The organism is Luteimonas padinae (assembly GCF_014652935.1).
Lineage (GTDB): Bacteria > Pseudomonadota > Gammaproteobacteria > Xanthomonadales > Xanthomonadaceae > Luteimonas > Luteimonas padinae.
On record NZ_BMZT01000003.1, the window covers coordinates 304,977 to 323,419 of the forward strand.

Sequence of the window (18,443 nt, forward strand, 5' to 3'; positions counted from 1 at the left end):
GATCCCCCCACCGCTCCTGTCTGGATGCCTAAAGGCGTGAGTGCTTGATGGGTAATTGTGTGAGTTCGTACCTGCGCAGCTTTCTCACAATTGCACACGTCGAGTGTCCGGATGCCAAATCGTGTGAGTACAGGAACGGCTCCCAGGTTGGCCGTCTAGCCCAGGTCCGCGGCTGCCTTCTTCCTGGTTGCCGCTGACACCTTCTTCCTCTGGGGCGCTTGCACATTCCGCCGGGCCACCTTTCTGGGGCTTGGCGCTGCCTTTTTGGCCTGGCGTAGGACCGACTCCAACTCGGCCGGCAAGTCGCGCAGCTGCGCCAGCTGTTCTGCTAGCGCTTCAGCCTTGGCCTGATGGATCTCAGCCTGCCGCTGGGCCTCCATGGCTTTGGCGTTGCTTTGCTCCAGGGCCACGAGTTGCGCTTTCTGGGCCGCTGCCTGCTCCTTCTGAAGGGCCGTAAGACGGCTTTGGAGTTCCCTGCTCTGCTGCCGGGCGCGATCGACTTCGGCATGGGCCCGGTCCTCGGTCACCTGAACATGCTTCGCCAGTGTTTCCCGTTCAGCCTGGGCAGCGTCCTGGAGCGCCTGCAGGCGTCGATCGGCAGCTTGTCGTGCGGTCTCGGCGTTCGCGGCTTGCTCCCGCGCAACGTCGCGCTGTTGGGCCAATTCGGCAACTTGGCCTTCCAGTTGGCTGATCAGCCGGCTGAGCTCGGTCGCCTGGGTCGCAGCCACGCGTTCAGCTTGGGAGGCGGCCTCGACCTTGGCGCGTAAAGCGGTGGCTTCAATGGCGAAGGCTTCGCGTTCGGCCTGGAGCTTGGATTGTTCCTCCTGAAGGGCCACGCGCTCAGCCTCCAGTGCCTCCTTGGCGTGGGCCTGGGCATGCTCCAACGCCAGGCGCCACAGCGCTCCCGCGGCTTTCGCCACGGATTCAGGGGCTTCCGGGAGCGCAAGACTCGCCTGTTGCGCCTGCAGTCGCTGGCCGAGCCCCTGCCACCAGGTCTCGAGCCAGCGAGTCACCGTGTTCGGGGACCCGGTGCCCAGATGTGCGCGGATGCGCTCAACCGTGGGCCGTTCGCCTGCGTCGACGATGGCGTCAGCGGCGGTGTGTACGTCGGATTCGGTGATGCCTCGGGCCATGGACGGGTCTCCTACGCGGGCGCCCTACTCTGTTGATTCCGTACTGGTGATAAGTGATGATTATCGCGGGTGGATGGTCTGCAACGTAGTGAATACTACATATTATGAACGATAATCACGCACTTCCGGTCCTCGTGCAACCGGCCTCTGGCATGGTCCTTCCCGACCAGCTCGCCCAACAGGCTCCCGATGCCGTGCGCGAACTGCTGGCCGAAGCGGCCGCCGAGAACACCACCCGCAGCTACGCCACGGCCCTGCGCTACTGGGCTGGCTGGCATGCGGCGCGCTACGGCGTCGAACTGGTGCTGCCGGTTTCGGAAGCCGCCGTGCTGCAGTTCGTGGTCGACCATGTCCAGCGGCGATCCGCAGACGGCGATCTGACCTGGGAACTGCCGCCAGCCGTCGATCAGGCACTCGTGACGGCCGGCCTCAAAGCCAAACCCGGTCCTTGGACCCTGGCCACCGTCCGCCATCGGGTCGCGGTGCTTTCCACGGCGCATCGGCTTAAGCAGGTCCCGAATCCCTGCGAGCAGCCTGCGGTTCGAACCGTGCTGAGCCGTGCCGCCCGGGCGGTTGTTAAACGTGGGGAGCGGCCGCGAAAAAAGACCGCCATCACTCTGCCAGAGCTCGAAAGAATGCTGGCGACATGCGATGAAAGCCTGGTGGGCCTGCGCGACCGTGCCCTGCTCTGCTTTGCCTTTGCCAGCGGCGGACGCCGGCGGAGCGAGGTCGCCGCGGCGGATCTACGCGATCTGAAAAGACTCGGTGACCAGGGCTACATCTACCGGCTCGAGCACAGCAAGACTCAGCAGGCTGGGGTGACGGCCAACTCAACGCCGGACAAGCCAGTGCTTGATCGCGCCGCTCTGGCGCTGGAGGACTGGCTGGAGGCGTCTGGGATCACCGACGGTGCGATCTTTCGGCGACTGTGGAAGGATCGTGTGGGCCCTGCCCTCTCCCCGGCCGCCGTCGGGGAGATCGTACAGAGGCGTGCTCGTCAGGCGGGGCTTGAGGGGGATTTTGGGGGGCACAGCCTGCGGTCGGGGTTCGTGACCGAGGCAAGCCGCCAAGGGGTTTCGCTGCCGGCGATCATGCAGCTGACCGAGCACCGGGCGGTGTCGAGCGTGATCGGGTACTTCCAATCCGGAGGAGCCACAGACAATCCCGCTGCTCGATTACTAGAGGATTGAGGCCATCGACCAGGCAACCATCAAGGGTCATAGGCGTTGCCAGATGCCGTAGACTCCGAGCGATGGAGAAATTTTGAGACTTGAGGAGGGGGGGCTCCGATCATGGCAGGTGTTGCAATCCAAAATGTGCTGGTGAAGTCTATAGAGTTTGGACATCCGCCGTTTCGCAAACTGGCGCGATTAGAAGTCCCAATCTCTCCAAGATTGACATTGATTGCGGGACACAATGGCATCGGAAAGTCGACCATTCTAGGCCTGCTAACCAACACATTTGGGTTGACTGATGGACCCAAAAGCTACTTCGGCGAGCACTATTACGCGAACATCGAGAAGATCGTTTACCTGGCAATCGATGAGGTAGATCTCGCTCAAGAAAATATATCTTCGCAACCAATCGTTACTTCCGAAGTCAATGGGAACACCATCAAAAAGCGATGCGCCATGACAAAGCGTGTCAAGGAACGCCGGGCGAGGGTTGTTCCTAGAACTGTGGATCGAGCTGATGACGATCCGGTCGGCCAAGATGCAAAGGTGCCACTACCGACCATTTATCTCGGAATTCGTCGGCTCGCATCAATCGGTGAAGCAAATGACAGCGACGTCACTGTTGCCATTTCGGCCATGGCTGACGAGGACAAGATCATTATGACAGATTTCATGAAATCTGTTATCACCGGCAGTGAGGTGACAAACAACGTGACAGAGCAAAGCATCAGGGGGGTTAACAAAAAGAGTAGCCAACCCGGATACAAGAACCACGACGCTTTAGCGGTTTCAATGGGCCAAGATAGCTTGGGTAGCATCGCGACCGCGCTTGCATCGTTTAGCAAGCTCAAGCGCGAGCAAGGCGCATCCTATGCCGGGGGCCTTCTTGTTATTGACGAACTGGATGTTGGATTCCACCCGCATGCCATTGATCGACTCGCTAAAGGTCTGAAGAAATATGCTAGGCAGTTGAGTCTTCAGATCGTCGCCACGACACACTCCCCCCGATTGATCACAGCGGTCCATCCGGATGGCGCTGGCGATGCGCGGGCGCCCGACTCAGTACTCTACCTGCTTGATACCAGGTCTCCCCGGGTAGCAGAGAACCAATCGCTGGAGGCCATACTTGATGACATGGCGCTTCGTGATGATGAACCGGTCAAGGCCACCAAGCCCGTACTTGGTGTGTACTTTGAAGATGAAGAAGGCAAGCAGTTTTTTGAAGCGCTGATGCCGCCAGCGAAAAGAACTTCTCTCGGCAGAAAATATGGCGTGAGGATTAAGCTAATCGGCCTTGGAGTCGGTGGCTCCAATCTGGTAAAGCTTCCTGATCATGACCCAATCTTCAAAGACAGGGTATTGATAGTTGACGCGGACACCTCCATTCCTGCTAAGGCTGTGCGACGTCGAAATACCATTAAGCTGCCATGCCCTTCCGGTGCCAGAGGCACCAGCCGATCTCCCGAGAATATCGTAAAGAACTTTATAAGGTCTATGATTACGGCAGATGACGGCGAGTTGCGGGACGCCCTCCTTGGCTTACACGTATCCAATCCTACGAGCGACAAGCTTTTAGAGAGTTTTTTTCCTAATAACTCAGGAGAAGGTGATGATCGGGACTCCAGCAAGAGTTGGTGGGGCGAGCGCTGGTTAAAGATCAAACGTTGGGGGATTATGGAGGCATGGATTTCTGTGAATAGTGAACTGGTCAAGCGTTTCATTGAAGAGTTCGAGTCGACTGTTGCCTCAACTTCCCAGCGACTCCAATAGATCAGGCTAAGCACCAGATTCGAACCTGATGAACCTTGCGCCGTTGTTACCACTGGGATTTTTCAGCCAGTCCTCGTAGGGCATAGGGGTGTAGTGAAAATGGGTTATAGAACCATCACGGTTGGCATCAATAAGCTTCTATTGGATCGAACAAATGCGCGACACGATGCAATGGATAACGAGCCTGAGATTATTGCGCAGTTGTTGAGGAAAGAGAAAGCTGGCGAAGTTGCCAGAAGCATTGCTGAGGCTGGCGCGTTGAATCCGCTAGAGCGAATTGGCGTTGTCGCCCATCCGGCACTCAAGGGTTCGTACATCGTGGTGGAAGGCAATCGCCGCGTCTGTGCATTGAAAATGCTACACGACCCCGACAAGGCTCCCGATTCTTTCAAGAAGAAGGTGCTGGACTACAAGGCCAAGGGCCAAGAAATCCCCGCCCGGATTGAAGTTGTTTTGTTTGACAGTGAGGAAGATGCCGAGCCGTGGATTAGCATGCGGCACCGTGGCGAAGATGGAGGCAAAGGCTTACGTCCGTGGGATGTGAATGCGAAGGCGCGTCACGCTGAGAAGGTTGGTGGCTCTACTGCGAACCAACTTGCTGCGGGGCTTGTAGATCACGCCTTGAAGACCGGTCTTATTACGGGTGAAGAACATCAGGAAGTGCCCGTCACTACGCTTACGCGATACCTTGGCAATCCGATTTTCCGCCACACATTGGGTCTCGCGTCCAACAAAGAGCTAGAACTCGACGTGCCGCAGGATGAGTTCAACACCGCCCTTAAAGTGTTCCTCCAGGACTCGTTGCCGAAGAGCTTGACTGGCATAGATCCCAAGGTGCATTCGCGTTCAAAGGCTGCGGACTGGAAGTCATATGCCAAGGAGCTGAGCACCCACGGACACGCGCCAAAGACGCGCCTGCCCAAGGCTGTACCGCTCAAAAGTCCGAGAATGTCAGCTGCCAAGGCAGCACCGAGGCTGTCCAACCCTGATAAGCGCGGGTCTGTCGTGACTACGGGCTTCAGACATAGCTTCACCAGCGACCATATCCTAAGCCGCCTATTTCGCGAGCTGCGCAGCATCGATGCTAACGAGCATTCCTTCGCGGCGGCGTATCTGCTTCGTGCGTTCATTGAGCGTCTCGCCAAGCTGTACGCCAAGCGTCACCGTCTGGGCATGGAGGGAGACCTGCACAATGTAATCGACCGATGCGTCAAACATCTGGAAACACATTCGACGTTGGAAGGAAAGGCGCTCAAATCTGCCCTGCAGCCGTTGAAGGGCATGGTTTCAGATCGCTATTCCCGCACGTCGCCAGACTCGTTGGGTAGTTGGATTCACGGCAGTTCCGTTCCTACGCGAGCTGAAATTAATCGCCGTTGGGACACCCTTGAGCCTGGGCTCCACCTGTTGGCGAAAGGGTTGCTGTGAGGGCGTGGCCAAGCGGCCTCCCTTTCGCTAGAGTCATCATATTAGATATAGGTTTGCTCGTATGCCAGTGACAGACTCGCCTCTCCGTTATCCAGGCGGCAAGACCCAACTCGCACCGGTCGTTATCGAAATTCTGCGCGAGAATGAGTTGTTTTATGGCTCCTATATCGAGCCGTTTGCCGGCGGCTGCGGCATCGCTTGGAAGCTGCTGCTGGACGCTTACGTGTCTGAGATCCATATCAATGATATCGATCCGTCAATCTACGCCTTCTGGGCTTCTGTCTTGCGCAGGACCGATGACCTATGCGAGTTGATCGAGAAGACCCCAGTAACCATGGAAGTCTGGCATAAGCAGAAGGCTGTGCAGCAGGATCGGCGTGCACGCCAACTGGAGCTCGGCTTCTCCACGCTGTTCCTAAATCGGACCAATCGATCTGGGATCCTCAAGGGCGGTGTGATCGGTGGCAAGATGCAGAAGAGTGCCTACTCATTGGATTGTCGTTTCAACAAGACCGACTTGCTGCGAAAAATCCAGCGCATCGCGAAGTACAAGGCTCAGGTCACGCTTACTAAGATGGACGCCGAGGACTTCATCCTGAACAAGCTACCGAAGCTATCGAAGAAGGCGCTGGTCAACATAGACCCGCCCTACTACGGCAAGGGCCGTGACCTGTACTGTAGTTTCTATAAGCATGAGGACCATGCAAGCCTGGCGCGGGTGATCCCAATGATTGAGCAGCGTTGGATGGTGACCTATGACGACGCACCTGAAATCCAGCGCCTTTACAAAAAGTTTCCGAGCATCAATCTCAGCCTCAATTACTCGGCACAAGTCAAGCGGGTAGGCGTGGAGCTGATGGTCATCGACCCAAAGCTGAAGTTGCCGGCCGAGATCCGCCAAGCTGCTTAAGCACAAAAACTACACTGAATTGGCATTTTTGTTGGTTCCGTCAGCACTCACCTACTATCGCCCAATGGCGGTTTTCGCCGCCCGCGATAATCTTCGTAATCCCCACCCGCCTGAACAAGCTTTCGGTCAGTAGCGGGCCGTAGCAACTGCTGTGGTTCGTTGTCTTTTCATTGAGACCAAACGGATTACTCTTACATCATGACTGCCGAAGTCACACAGCGACCGCCAGAACGCGAGTGGCATGGAAAGCACCTTTCGTGGAGTTACCGGCCGCACGCGTACCGCTGGGAGGGTGAGCGGATCGTGGGCATCAATTTCTTACCTTCGGCTCGGGAGATGCGCGCCTGGATGATGCAGCGGGGCCAACTCTCATACATCTCCAACTCCGACCGCGAGACCACGGGGTGTTACACAAATCCATACAGCTACAGCGCAGCCGCGCTATCTTTGGTTCTAGGTCAGGCAATCAACGTCTCTCACGAATACGCCACCACGCCTTCACCGGATCATACCAATGTGGACGCAGAGGTCGAGCGACTTCGACTATACAACGACGTTCTTCTCTATACCGCCAGATTCTGCGAGGTTGTGATCAAGCAGTTACTCCATTGCACACAGTTTCCTGAGTCAAGATACAAGCGAATGGCGCTCGGGGCATTGCTGGAGTCACCCTGTCCTTCTTGCAGAAAGCAGAATGGGAAAGAACCACACTTGGTTTCTCTGATAGGCACGTTGGCGCACCCGTTCCATCTTTGCCTCGAGTTCGACCATTGCGCGATGGATCACATGGATTTTGTGAACAAGCTTCGAAACGCCCAGGCCGCCCATTCAGAGATTCAGACGCTTAACATCCGCGCCCCAGAAGTGTCGAAGAAGCAATTGCTGAAAGATTGCGATGAGGTTCTTTCTGGGTTCCTACACATGCTTTCGCATTTAGAGAAGCTCGAAGAAGCGATGCTGGATGATCTAGCGAAGAAGGGCGAAGCCATCCTCCTGCTCAGACTAAACGGCCTTCCGGCGAAAGACTGCAACTTCAACTTGGTTCCTGGGCAGCGGTTCGTGTTTGACCCTAAAGGTCCGACACAATTGCCCAATCACGGATGACTCGAACATCGGCGCCGTTGGGTCGGAAGCCCCCCCTCACTACCCCCGATAACCAGCCCTAATCTCCTGTCTCGCCGATGCCCGCTTCCGAACAGATGCAGACGTTGGCCAGCTTTAAACTAAGCCGGCCACGAAGTGTTTGCTTCATTAGTTGTCAGGAGCTAGATCGAATTTGCCGAGTCGCTCCCGGGCTTCAACTATCATTTCCTGTATGGCGTGTTCGAAGAGATCACTAGGTTGCTGACCAAGATGATAGTTCTCGGGCCTTTTCGCCAAGAAAGATGGACAAACATAACCAAACTGATCTGACGTAATGTCCAGAAAAAAAGATCGATCGGCTGAGTTGCCTTCAAGCCAAAAATGACCCACCCGACCCGTAGGCGTCTCCACATCTCCGCCGACAACCCGCCAGTTCGCATTACGGAAACGGCGCTCGGTCAGAACTATCGCGGCGACAGAAGACAATGGCAGGCAATGCCCCCCCAACGTCTGCTTCCCCTGCTTGCGAGTGTCCTCCCAAGCCGGCCGGCAAATTTCATTGAGAAAGCTTTTCTCGTTGTCGGTAAGAATATAAGTCATCTGAATGCCAACCACCTAGTAGCTTGACCATTGGTCCGCTATCCAGTTTAGCAACAGCGCACACTCTGGTGTGCCATCCCCTTGATGCTGTTGGATGCTACGCGTAGGCGAACAGCAAAGCCTAGCTGCATACACTGAGTAGGAACTCGATGATCTGTTCTTCGGCAGACGCCACCGTAGACGCTTTCTGCGCGTGGCTTCACGATGAAGCCGGAGCATCGACGGGTTGAGCAGGAGTCCCCTTGCAGCGGCTTGGCGTTGTCACGCGCCTGCTGGGTAGGCTCTTAACGTCAGCTCCGACTGTTTTATATCGGCGATCGGGCCAAGGATGGTGTTGTCGAACTCGCGCAGGGACATGCCTCGCTGAAGCAATCGCGGCATGTCCGGGTTGGCCAGTGCGCCACGCCCCATGGCGACGAGGTCGGCCCCCCTGTCGAGCATGGCGCTGACCCGGTCGAGCTCGTGGAGGCTGCCGTTGACGATCAACGGCACCGCCGATGCGTAACGCTTGGCCAGTTCCGCGAGTGTGGCGCTGTTCCCTTCGAACGCGGGTTGCCATGCCTGGAACTCGGTGATGTGCAGGTAATCCACGCTTGCATCGGCGAGGGCGGCGAACACGACTTCGGCGTCGCGCTCGCCACCGCTCCACTTCGCATGGAAGTCGTTGACCTTGCCCTGTGAGATCCGGATGCCCACCGGCGCTCGACCGGCCACCGCTTGCTTGACACGTTGGACGACCGCCACCAGCAATCTCATGCGCTCGCTCATGCCGCCACCCCACCGGTCGGTACGCTGGTTGGTGCCGGCAGTCAGGAACTGATCAAGCAGGTAGCCATTCGCCCCGTGGATCTCGATGGCATCGAATCCGGCGATCGTCACCGCGCGTCGCGCACTACTTGCGAAACCAGCGATGGCATCCTCGATTTCCTCCTCAGTGATCTGCCGTGGCGTTTCATAGGCGCCTTGGCCGTAGTAGAACGCCATCTTTTCGCCCTTTGGCTGTATGGCCGACGGCGCAACGGCGTATTCACGGAAGCGATTGCCTTGGCTCAGCGCGCCGGCATGCATCAGCTGGGCGACGATTCGGGCGCCGTTCGCTTGCACGGCGGCCGTAATCGGCGCCCAGGCCCTTGCTTGGCCGTCCTCCGCGAGGCCAGGCTGGTTGAGGTAGCCCTGTGAGAAAGCCGCGTCGGTGTAGAGGCCCTCGCTGATCAGTAGGCCAAAGCCACCTTTGGCAAAGCCATCGTAATAGCTCGCCATCTTTCCGGTCGGCAGGCCGTCCGGGGTAGCGGAGACGCGGGTCATCGGCGCTACGGCCAGGCGATTGCGTAGCGTGAGTTGGCCGAGGGCGTGAGGGGCGAGCAGCGCATGCACGTCGACGGCGCTCATGCCTCGGCCTTTCCCTTCGTGACCGCGGCAATCGCCTCGATCTCGATCATGGCATTGGGGTCATATAAAGCCTTGATCTCGGCAATGGTGTCCGCCGGATACGGCGCCGAGAAGAACTCCCGCCGCAGCTGCACCACGTCCTGGAAGTGACCCATATCGGTGACGAAAATGGTGACCTTGATGACGTCATGCAGGCTCGAGCCTCCGGCCTCCAGTGCACGGGACAGATTGGCAAAGGCTCGGCGGCCCTGGGTCAGAAAGTCGCCTGAGACGATCTTCCCGTCCTCGCCTCCGGCGGCCTGGCCGGAGATGAAGAGCAGATCGCCGAAGCGGATGCCCTGGGAAAGCAGATAGGGAGCGTAGTGGTCCGGCTCAGTGATGATGCGTTCGCGCATGGTCGGTTCCTTGGTGGTGGCGATTCAGGGTGATGTGAATTCATCGATGCCCCGGTGCCACACATCCTGATCCGCATGAAATCTGACGACAAACGATGATTTGTCACTCGATAAATGATATTTTTTCATCCATGACATCGCCTGCCCGCCGCCTCCCGCCCATGTCCACCCTACGCGCCTTCGAAGCAGCGGCGCGCCATGGGAGTTTCAAACAGGCAGCGGCGGAGCTTGCGGTCACGCCTACTGCCGTGAGCCATCGGATCCGTGCACTCGAAGATCATCTCGGCGTTCGGCTGTTTGATCGCCGCGTGAGACAGGTATCGCTCACTCGCGCCGGTCTACAGCTGTATCCGGCACTCCGGCAGGGCTTCGACATCTTCGACGTTGCCATCCGGCGGCTGCTGACGCCCGCCGAACGGGAAAGCGTCACCATTTCCGCGACCAATGCTTTCGTAGCGAAGTGGCTAGTGCCCCGCGTAGCGAACTTCCGTGCCAATCATCCGGGCATTGATCTGCAGCTACATGCATCGGATACAGTGGTAGATCTGGCCAGCCATGCATTCGACATCGCCATCCGCTACGGCAGGGGGCCATATCCGGGGTACCGCAGCGATGTACTTTTCGCAGACGCGTATATCCCAGTGATCAATCCGATACTCCAAGTGCGCTCGCCCCAGGACATGGCGGCATATCCGCTGGTTCACTTCGACTGGCAGAAAGCGTCCCCGGACAACCCTACTTGGACGAGATGGCATGCGGAAGCCGGTATCGCGCTACCCACCACCCAGGCGGAGTTGCGCTACTCCGATGAAAGCCATGCGATCCAGGCAGCGGTAGCTGGGCAGGGCGTCGCGCTGCTGAGCCAAGCACTGGTGGCCGATGAAATCGCCGCCGGGCGACTGCTACAACCATTCGGGCCTGCGATTCCCGGTTACACCTATCACTTGGTGAGGCAAGAGCAAAGCAGCGCTAGCGCCGCGGTGACCGCAGTGATGGATTGGCTTCGCCATCACGCCGAATAGAGCGATACACGCAGGCGCGTAGCGCTGCTTCTGACCGATACCTGGACTTGTACAGCGTCAAGGCGAACGTCCGAGGGCAGTTTCCGACCAGAAGCTATCCACCCCTACCCTCGATAAACATCCCTAATCCCCTGCCCCAACGTCCGCTACCGGCCAGAAGCGGACGTTCTGGCTGACCCGAACTGCCGCTTCGAATCCACTCTTTCAGAGGGTCGGCAGGGATTCGTGTAAAAAACGGCCAAAGGTGAGCTAACTGCCTGTCATAGCTGACTTTCTTGGCCGCTCCAGCCACGCGTCAGAACGGAGCATTTCTTCTTCGAGGACCGGACAACGGGCCGTAACTCGTTATTTCACCTCGTCCCGGTAACTCCGCCAAGCCATGCGGAGTACCCGAGCGGAGGACCGCAGAAACATCAGCAACAGTCCACCGGCGATGACCAGATCGGGCCAGCCGGCATCGAACAGCCACACGCCGGCGGCTGCCAGCAGCACCGCAACACCCTCGTACAGGTCATTGCGCGAGCACTCCCAGGCCGATGACATGTTCACGTCGCCAAAGCGGTACGGGGTAAGCAGCCACAGGCACAAGGCGTTGAACGCAAGATTGATCACGGCGGCGATGCCGATGGCCTCGAAGATCGGCACCTCCGGGTGGGCCAGGCGCCAGCCGATCTGGATGGCGACCGCAACCGCGGCACCGAGGATCAGCAATCCCTTGAACAACGCCACCCTGGCCTTGGCGCGCAGGCTCGCGCCGATCACTGCCAGGCTCAGCAGATAGGTCAACGCATCACCGAGGTTGTCGAGGCTGCCCGACAGCAACGAGGACGAGCCGCTGTAGATCGCTGCGGTGATCATCATCACGAAGCTGGCGATGTTGATTGCCAGCACGATCATCAACACGCGCCGCTGCCCCGCCTCCAGGGCGCGGATATCCACCGTGCTTCCGCAGCCGCACGAATCACTCATGATCATGTCTCCGAGTCGAGCGGGCGTCCGAGGATTTGCGGCCCGCTTCCAGGTCGGCGATCCTAAACCCCGGAGTCGCTACAGAGTCAAGCCCATGAAGATCGGAGAGGTCGCGGAGCGCAGCGGGTGCCATCCCGAAACCGTGCGCTACTACGAGCGCATCGGGTTGTTGCCTGCCCCGCCGCGCACGGCGGGCGGGTATCGCGACTACCGTCCCGCCGACGCGGATCGGCTGCGCTTCATCAGCCGCGGACGCGAACTGGGCTTCTCGCTGGAGGAGATCCGCAGCCTGCTGGGCCTGGCCGAAGACGACGGGTTGTCCTGCCAGGATGTCGACCGTCTTGCCCGCGGGCACCTGCTGGACATCCGGAACCGGCTAAACGACCTTCAGCGGATGGCCTCGGAGCTCGAACGGGTGATTGGCAGTTGCAGCGGCGGCGAGCGCGGCCAGTGCGCCATCCTCGACACGCTGCGCCACCCGCCATCCTAGGTCGGCACTCAAGCGTCCTCTTCGCCACGGGCATCCTGCAGGATCTCGATGCCCCCTTTCAGGGCGATCGCCGCCACTGCGAGCCCCACGACGAGGTCGGGCCAGGCCCGCCCGGTCCACAGCACCAGTCCGCCACCCACGAGCACGCCTGCGTTGGCGATGAAATCGTTGGTGCTGAAGGTCGTCGCGGCACGCACGTTCACATTGGCCTGCCGGATTTTCTTGAGCAGCCACACGCATGTCGCGTTTACCAGGCCGGCCCCCAGCGCCATCACCATCATCGTCGTACCAATGGGCTCGGCGTCACCCAGGAACCGACGGCCCACGTCGACCAGGATCCCAGCGGCGAACAGGATCAGCAGCCAGCCGGACACTTTGGCCGCCGACCGTTTCCAGGCTTGTGAGCGACTGAGTGCGAGCAGGGTGATGATGTAGACGGCGCTGTCGGACGCATTGTCCAGTCCATTTGCGATCAGAGCGCTTGAGCCGGCGGCGACGCCCGTGACCCCGAACCCCGCGGCAAGCGCGAGGTTCAGGGCGAGGACGATCAACAGGATCCGGCGCTGGTGCGCGTCGTGTATTTCGATCTTCTCTTCACTCAACTCAGTGGGCCTCCAGTTGCGGCTTCGCTGCGTCGCCGCGATGCAGAAGACGGTAAATGGTGGGCAGGACAAGCAGGGTGAGCAGCGTTGAAGACACGATCCCGCCGATCACGACGGTGGCGAGCGGACGCTGCACCTCCGCGCCCGCGCCGACATTGAGCGCCATGGGGACGAAGCCGAGCGACGCGACCAGGGCGGTCATCAGCACGGGCCGCAGCCGCCCGAGGGCGCCGTTGAAGACCGCGTCGTCCAGCGACTGGCCTTGTTCGCGCAGGTTGCGAATGAAGGCGATCATGACCAGGCCGTTGAGCACGGCCACGCCGGACAGCGCGATGAAGCCGACGCCTGCGGTGATCGACAACGGGATGCCGCGCAGTGCCAGTGCGGCCACACCGCCCGTCAGGGCCAGCGGCACCCCGCTGAACACGATCACCGCATCCCTGGCCGAACCGAACGCCATGAACAACAGGCCGAAGATGAGGACCAACGTCACCGGTACCACGACTGCGAGCCGTTGGCTGGCCGAGATCAACTGCTCGAACGTGCCGCCGTAGTCGATCCAGTAGCCCTCGGGCACGTCCACCTGCTGCCCGACGCGCTGCTGCAGCTCTTCGACAAAGCTACCCAAGTCGCGATCACGCACGTTGGCGGTGACCACCACCCGGCGCTTTCCATTCTCGCGGTTGATCTGGTTGGGCCCCAGCAGGCTTTCGATCTTCGCGACCTCCCGCAGCGGTACGGTCCGCGCGGTCGCCCAGCGTGGCTCCAGGCTCGACCGGTCCGCGTTCGCAACGTCGGGCAAGGGGATCGGCAGATCCTGAAGGGCAGTCGGATCGACACGCATCTGTTCCGGCAACCGGACCACGATGTCGAAGCGGCGGTCGCCCTCGAACAGCTGGCTGGCAACCTGACCACCGACCGCGGTGGCAATGGTCTGCTGCACGATCCCCGGATTCAGGCCAAAGCGCGCCAGCGCCGCACGATCCGGGACGATCGTCAGCAGTGGCAAGCCGGTCGCCTGTTCGGTCTTGACGTCCGCCGCGCCATCGACCTGCCTGGCAACCGCCTCGACCTGTTCGGCGACCTCGATCAGCATGTCCAGATCATCGCCGAACACCTTGACCGCCACGTCCGCACGCACGCCGGAGATCAGCTCGTTGGTCCGCATCTCGATCGGCTGCGTGAACTCGTAGTTGTTGCCTGGAAGCGTCGCCACCGCCGCCTCGATCTCCTCGAGCAGCACGTCCTTGGGCTTGCTCGGGTCGGGCCACTGCGCGCGTGGCTTCATCATCAAGAAGGTGTCCGCCACGTTCGGCGGCATCGGGTCGGTGGCCACCTCCGCCGTGCCGATCTTGCTGAAGACCCGCTCCACTTCAGGAACCTGCTGCAGGCGCTCCTCAACGGCGAGCTGCATCTTCACCGACTGCTCCAGGCCCGTGCCTGGGATACGGATCGCGTGCATGGCGATGTCGCCCTCGTCCAGGCTGGGAATGAACTCGCTGCCCAGGCGCGTGGCGACCAGCAGGGACACGGCAACCAGGGCGAGTGCCCCGCCAAGGACCCAGTTCTGCCGGCGGAGCGACCAGGCAAGCAAGGGCTCATAGCGGCCTCGCGTCCACTGGACCAGCCGGTTCTCCTTCTCCTGGACGCGATTGCCCATGAAGATCGCGATCGACGCGGGAACGAAGGTCAGCGACAGCACCATGGCGCCGGTGAGGGCCAGCACCACCGTGATCGCCATGGGATGGAACATCTTTCCCTCGATCCCGGTCAGGGCGAAGATCGGCAGGTACACCGCGGCGATGATGAACATGCCGAACAGGCTGGGCCGGATGACCTCGACCGTGGCGGTAGCCGTCAGGTCGTTGCGTTCTTCACGTGTCAGCGTCCGGCCAAGCCGATGCTGCATCTCGCCAAACCGGCGCAGGACGTTCTCGATGATGATGACCGCGCCATCGACGATCAGCCCGAAGTCGAGTGCACCCAGGCTCATCAGGTTGCCCGAGACGCCTCCGCGCACCATTCCGGTGATCGTGAACAGCATGGCCAGGGGGATGACGGCTGCGGTGATCAGCGCGGCGCGGAAGTTCCCCAGTAGCAGGAACAGGACCACGATCACCAGCAGGGCGCCCTCGACCAGGTTCTTCGAGATCGTCTGCATGGTGCGTTCGACCAGCCCGGTGCGGTTGTAGACCGCCGTTGCGATAACGCCTTCTGGCAGGCTCGCGTTCGCGTCCTGCAGCTTCGCCGCCGCGGCCTGCGCGACGCTGCGGCTGTTGGAGCCGACCAGCATCGACACGGTGCCCAGCACGACCTCTTCGCCGTTCTGGGTGGCCGCGCCCGTACGAAGCTCCGGGCCTTCACCCACCTGCGCCACGTCGGCAACCCGGATCGGCAGGCCTTCGCGCCGGTCCAGCACGATGTTGCGGATCTCGTCGATCCCGCCGACCTGGCCGGGCACGCGCACCAGGTACTGCTGGCCGTTGCGCTCGATGTAACCGGCGCCCATGTTCTGGTTGTTGGCCGCCACCGCGTCGACGATGTCATGCAGCGTGAAGCCGAGTGCGACCAGCCTGGACGGGTCCGGCGTGATGTGGATCTGCCGCTCGAAGCCGCCCATCGTGTTGACTTCGGTCACGCCCGGGGTGTTGCGCATCTGCGGCCGGATCACCCAATCCTGCAGGGTGCGCAGGTCGGTGGCGGTCCACGGCGTGCCGTCCGGTTTGACCGCCTCGGGCGCGGCATCGATGGTGTACATGAAGATCTCGCCCAACCCGGTCGAGATCGGCCCCATTTCGGGTTCCAGTCCCTCTGGGATCTGCGAGCGGATCTGCTGCAGGCGCTCGGCCACCTGCTGCCTGGCGAAGTACAGGTCGGTGCCGTCCTCGAACACCACGGTGACCTGCGACAAGCCGTAGCGCGACAGCGAGCGCGTGTAGTCGAGCCGGGGCAAGCCGGCGAGTGCCGTCTCGATCGGATAGGTGACCCGCTGCTCGGACTCCAGCGGAGAGTAGCCGGGCGCCTCGGTGTTGATCTGCACCTGGACGTTCGTGATGTCCGGCGTTGCATCGATCGGGAGCCGGGTGAAGCTCCAGATGCCTACTCCGATCAGCCCGAGGGTCAGCACCAGCATCATCCAGCGATGCCGGATCGAGAACCGGACGATCCGCTCCAGCAGGCCCGGCTGGCGGCCTATGGCGTCAGTGGTCATGCGCCGCGCCTTCCTTGCCGATGTCCGCCTTGATCAGGTAGCTCTCCGCGACGACCACCTCCTCGCCTTCACTCAGGCCCGAGAGGATCTGCACCTGCGTGGCATCGCGGGCACCGAGTTCGACGTGTCGGGTCAGGTACGTCTCGCCCTCACGTACGAACACGGACTCCTGGCCATCCATCGACTGCAGCGCGGTCAGCGGCACCATCAGGTCCACCGGTTCCTGTGCGACCGTGATCCGCGCCTTGACTGCTGTGCCCGGCCGCCATTGGTTGTCGGCGTTGTCGATCGTCGCGCGTGCCACCGTGCTCTGGCTGGCGGTGGCCATGCCCGGCAGCACGCGTTCGAGCGTGGTTCGGACGGTCTCGCCATCGCTCATGCGGGTGACCGCCACCGGCACGCCGGGCTGGATGTGCTGGGCGTCCGCGCCAAAGATGTGGAGGTCGACCCAGAGCTGCGAAAGATCGGCGATTTCGAACAGGGGCGCACCTTCGCTGGCCAGGCCGCCGACCGAGGCACTGCGCTCGACGACCACGCCGGAGATCGGCGCGGCGACGCTGTAGGTGCTCAGGCTCAGGTTGCTCTCGATCGTCGCCAGCACCTGGCCGGCGCGGACCGGGTCGCCGACGTTGGCGCGCAGCGAACGGATCGGGCCCGGGAAACGGGCGGTGACCTGCGCAACGCGACCCTCGACCGGGGTCAGCAGGCCTTGCACCTCATGCTCGTCGGCGATCACGCCGGGGCCGGCGGGCTGCGTCTTGATACCGGACTTTTCAGCGACTTCCGCAGCGATGACCGTGCTGGCGACTTCATCCGCCTCATGGCCGTGTTCGTCGGCCTCCGTTCCGTGGTCGGCGGCGTCGTTCGCATGTGCGTCCTTGGCCGGCTGGTCCGGCTCGCCACCGCAGGCTGCGAGGACCAAGGCCAGCGCCAGTGCCGGGATCAGGTGGACAGGCTTCATGGGGTTGCTCCTTGGTTGTGTTGCAGGCCCGGGCCGGCGACGAATGCCTGGCCGGTCAGCCGCTGGATCTCGATCAGGGCGCGCTGGGCTTCCAGCGCCGCCGCCAGCTGTTGCTGCCGTGCGGCGGCGTGCTCCGCCTGCAGGCTCGACCACTCCAGATAACTGGCGGCGCCTGCGCGGTACGCGGTGGCGGCCGCGGCTTCGGCCTTGGCCAGACGTGGAAGCACGTCCTCACCTAGCCGCTGTGCTTCCAGGCGGGCCACCCCGAAGCGGCCATGCGCCTCAGCGAGGGTGGAGTAGAGCGACAGCCCCATGGCCTCCCGTTCGATTTCCAGCGCTGTCAACTCGGCGCGTGCGGCACGGATGCCCGGCTGTGCCCGGCGAGTGGTGCCCAGCGGGATAGAGACACTGCCGACCAAGCCGAAGTCATCGCCCTCCGCCATCCGTCGCACGCCCACCTGCCAGTCGAAGTCGGGGGTCGCTTCGCTGCGTGCCAGCTGCAGGCGCGCCTCGCCAATGCGCTGCTGGTCGACGAACTGCGCCAGCTCGGGAGTGCGTTGCAACCAATCGGCGAGTACCGCGAAGTCCGCGACCTGGGGCACATCCAGCGGATCGCCGCCGACGATCTCAAATGCGGGATTTCGCTCGCCCCACAGGGCCGCGAGGTGCTGGCGGGCGGCCGCCTCACGTTGCCGGGCACGGGCGCTATCCAGTTCGGCCCGCGCAAAGGCCGCCTGGGCGGTGAGTACGACCGACTCGGGCGAAGCGCCAGCCTCGTGACGCCGGCGCGCCGCAGCAACGGTGCGATCGCGCTGGTCGACGCCCAACTGCGCAAGCTCGCCTTCGCGTTGCGCACCGACGACTGCTAGGTAGCGGCGGGCCACTTCGGCCAGGAGATCCAACCGCCGCGCCTCGCGCCCGATGGCCAGCGCATCGATCCGGCTTTGCGCGAGCGTGCGGCGGGCATCGAGCTTGCCGCCGCGCTCCAGCACGGAGGCGAGGCTCAGCGTGATCTCGGCGCCATCCAGGCCGCTGGCCGGGCCGGTACCGAGCACGTTCTCGACCTCGGCTCCAGCGACCAGCGCCGGGCGCAACGAGGAGCGATCCAGTTCGGCTTTCAGGGCCTCATGGCGGGCGCCAAACAGGCGCAGATCGGGGTGTGTATCGGCAACGCGGAGGAAAGCGTCGTCCAGGGTGAGGGGGTCGGCGGCGTGCGTGGGGAATGCCACGGCACACACGGCGACGAACGCGGCCAGGGCCGCTGATCGCAAACGCATGGGGGTTGCTCCGATGAATCGAATTGAC

The 18,443-nt window shown here is 61.5% G+C and carries 16 protein-coding genes; 7 read left to right on the top strand and 9 right to left on the bottom strand.

Annotated elements, in window-relative coordinates; genetic code table 11:
* Positions 1–155 precede the first annotated feature (155 nt).
* On the bottom strand, positions 156–1,133 hold the full coding sequence (locus IE168_RS04925) for a DNA-binding protein (protein WP_189495789.1): 978 nt from the start codon (positions 1,131–1,133) through the stop codon (positions 156–158).
* Positions 1,134–1,237: 104 nt separating this feature from the next.
* On the opposite strand from IE168_RS04925, the gene IE168_RS04930 reads away from it, so the two are divergent.
* The 5 genes from IE168_RS04930 to IE168_RS04950 all read left to right on the top strand — a co-directional run bounded on the left by IE168_RS04930 (position 1,238) and on the right by IE168_RS04950 (position 7,520).
* Positions 1,238–2,323: a site-specific integrase gene (locus tag IE168_RS04930; protein ID WP_229823115.1), complete on the top strand. Its 1,086-nt coding sequence runs from the start codon at positions 1,238–1,240 to the stop codon at positions 2,321–2,323.
* 102 nt (positions 2,324–2,425) lie between these two features.
* Complete coding sequence (locus IE168_RS04935; protein WP_189495791.1) at positions 2,426–4,078, top strand: AAA family ATPase; 1,653 nt, start codon at positions 2,426–2,428, stop codon at positions 4,076–4,078.
* Between the two features lie 99 nt (positions 4,079–4,177).
* Positions 4,178–5,506, top strand: a complete 1,329-nt coding sequence (locus tag IE168_RS04940; RefSeq protein ID WP_189495793.1) for a ParB N-terminal domain-containing protein — start codon at positions 4,178–4,180, stop codon at positions 5,504–5,506.
* Between the two features lie 61 nt (positions 5,507–5,567).
* Entirely contained in the window at positions 5,568–6,416 is an 849-nt protein-coding gene (locus IE168_RS04945; protein ID WP_189495794.1) for a DNA adenine methylase, read from the top strand.
* 198 nt (positions 6,417–6,614) lie between these two features.
* A complete protein-coding gene (locus IE168_RS04950) occupies positions 6,615–7,520 on the top strand; it encodes a hypothetical protein (protein WP_189495796.1) in 906 nt (301 codons plus the stop codon).
* Positions 7,521–7,667: 147 nt separating this feature from the next.
* Here the strand turns inward: IE168_RS04950 and IE168_RS04955 are convergent, their stop codons facing one another.
* The 3 genes from IE168_RS04955 to IE168_RS04965 form a co-directional block, all read right to left on the bottom strand.
* Complete coding sequence (locus IE168_RS04955; RefSeq protein WP_189495799.1) at positions 7,668–8,099, bottom strand: hypothetical protein; 432 nt, start codon at positions 8,097–8,099, stop codon at positions 7,668–7,670.
* Between the two features lie 261 nt (positions 8,100–8,360).
* Entirely contained in the window at positions 8,361–9,488 is a 1,128-nt protein-coding gene (locus IE168_RS04960; RefSeq protein ID WP_189495801.1) for an NADH:flavin oxidoreductase, read from the bottom strand.
* Positions 9,485–9,883, bottom strand: coding sequence for a RidA family protein (locus IE168_RS04965; RefSeq protein WP_189495803.1), 399 nt, complete (start codon positions 9,881–9,883; stop codon positions 9,485–9,487). The genes IE168_RS04960 and IE168_RS04965 overlap by 4 nt, the downstream gene beginning before the upstream one ends.
* Positions 9,884–10,044: 161 nt before the next feature.
* On the opposite strand from IE168_RS04965, the gene IE168_RS04970 reads away from it, so the two are divergent.
* The gene (locus IE168_RS04970) at positions 10,045–10,905 is read left to right on the top strand and encodes a LysR substrate-binding domain-containing protein (RefSeq protein WP_229823117.1); all 861 of its coding nucleotides are present in this window, start codon (positions 10,045–10,047) and stop codon (positions 10,903–10,905) included.
* Between the two features lie 345 nt (positions 10,906–11,250).
* Here the strand turns inward: IE168_RS04970 and IE168_RS04975 are convergent, their stop codons facing one another.
* Positions 11,251–11,874: a cation efflux transmembrane domain-containing protein gene (locus IE168_RS04975; RefSeq protein ID WP_095209458.1), complete on the bottom strand. Its 624-nt coding sequence runs from the start codon at positions 11,872–11,874 to the stop codon at positions 11,251–11,253.
* Between the two features lie 94 nt (positions 11,875–11,968).
* Here IE168_RS04975 and IE168_RS04980 point away from each other — a divergent pair, with 94 nt between their 5' ends.
* Positions 11,969–12,364: a MerR family transcriptional regulator gene (locus tag IE168_RS04980; protein ID WP_095208871.1), complete on the top strand. Its 396-nt coding sequence runs from the start codon at positions 11,969–11,971 to the stop codon at positions 12,362–12,364.
* A gap of 8 nt (positions 12,365–12,372) precedes the next feature.
* Here the strand turns inward: IE168_RS04980 and IE168_RS04985 are convergent, their stop codons facing one another.
* The 4 genes from IE168_RS04985 to IE168_RS05000 are packed head-to-tail and all read right to left on the bottom strand — an operon-like array spanning position 12,373 to position 18,415.
* Positions 12,373–12,966: a cation efflux transmembrane domain-containing protein gene (locus IE168_RS04985; RefSeq protein ID WP_095208872.1), complete on the bottom strand. Its 594-nt coding sequence runs from the start codon at positions 12,964–12,966 to the stop codon at positions 12,373–12,375.
* A gap of 1 nt (position 12,967) precedes the next feature.
* Positions 12,968–16,144, bottom strand: coding sequence for an efflux RND transporter permease subunit (locus IE168_RS04990; RefSeq protein ID WP_189495902.1), 3,177 nt, complete (start codon positions 16,142–16,144; stop codon positions 12,968–12,970).
* 22 nt (positions 16,145–16,166) lie between these two features.
* Positions 16,167–17,138 carry an efflux RND transporter periplasmic adaptor subunit gene (locus IE168_RS04995; protein ID WP_189495807.1) on the bottom strand — a complete coding sequence of 324 codons (972 nt, stop codon included), beginning with the start codon at positions 17,136–17,138 and terminating at the stop codon, positions 16,167–16,169.
* Positions 17,135–18,415 carry a TolC family protein gene (locus IE168_RS05000; RefSeq protein ID WP_189495809.1) on the bottom strand — a complete coding sequence of 427 codons (1,281 nt, stop codon included), beginning with the start codon at positions 18,413–18,415 and terminating at the stop codon, positions 17,135–17,137. The genes IE168_RS04995 and IE168_RS05000 overlap by 4 nt, the downstream gene beginning before the upstream one ends.
* Between the last annotated feature and the right edge of the window lie 28 nt (positions 18,416–18,443).